The organism is Alcanivorax sp. HI0044, assembly GCF_001634945.1.
Genome location: NZ_LWEZ01000460.1, coordinates 1 through 969 on the forward strand (window position 1 = coordinate 1; position 969 = coordinate 969).

At 55.0% G+C, this 969-nt stretch carries 1 protein-coding gene; it reads left to right on the forward strand.

The window, feature by feature from the left end:
• Nucleotides 1-147: 147 nt before the first annotated feature.
• Nucleotides 148-969 (forward strand): NAD(P)/FAD-dependent oxidoreductase (locus tag A3730_RS05640; RefSeq protein WP_156500945.1); only part of this gene is annotated, 822 nt, incomplete at its 3' end.

A 969-nucleotide genomic window follows, 5' to 3' on the forward strand; every position in this document is an offset into this window, starting at 1 on the left:
TCCCGAATTAACCGTGACAACGTCCTGAAATAGCCGTGTGTCTATTGTTTGTCCGCCCTAGAGTGGCAAGCATACCAAACTCTGTGCTCCGCTTCGCTTGTCGGGCACCGGTAACCGAATAAAAGACACAATAAAAACGGGACAGCTATGTACGCAGTGATAGGGGCCGGCCCCATGGGCCTGGCCACGGCCAGGAACCTGAAGAAATACGGTATTCCTTTTGTCGGTTTTGACCTGAATACCGATGTGGGAGGCTTGTGGGATATCGATAACCCGCACAGCACCATGTATGAATCGGCGCATCTGATCTCGTCCAAGACGATGACCGAGTTCAAAGAGTTTCCCATGGCCGATGATGTGGCCACTTACCCCCACCATCGCGAGATGAAGCGTTATTTCCAGCAGTATGCCGCCCATTTCGGCCTGTATGAGCACTATGAATTTTCCACCCGGGTGGTTCAGGTGCTGCGCGATGGTGATGAGTGGCTGGTAACCACCGAGGCGAAAGGGGAAGAGCAATGCCGCCGCTTTACCGGTGTGCTGATTGCCAACGGCACCTTGCATACGCCGAATCTGCCCAACCTGCCGGGCCGTTTTGATGGCGAATTGATGCACTCCAGTGAATACCGGCATCCCTCCTGTTTCGATGGCAAACGGGTGCTGGTGGTGGGCTGTGGAAATTCGGCCTGTGATATCGCCGTGGATGCGGTGCACCGGGCCGCCAGCGTGGATATGTCCGTACGCCGGGGTTATTACTTCCTGCCCAAGTTTATTGGCGGTAAGGCCACCGATTCCATTGGTGGCAAAATCAAGTTGCCCCGTGCGCTCAAACAAAGGGTAGATGACCGACTGATCCGCATGATCATCGGCAAGCCCAGTGACTACGGGTTGCCGGACCCGGATTACAGATTGTATGAATCCCACCCGGTGGTTAACTCACTGGTGCTGCACCATATAGGCCACGGGGAT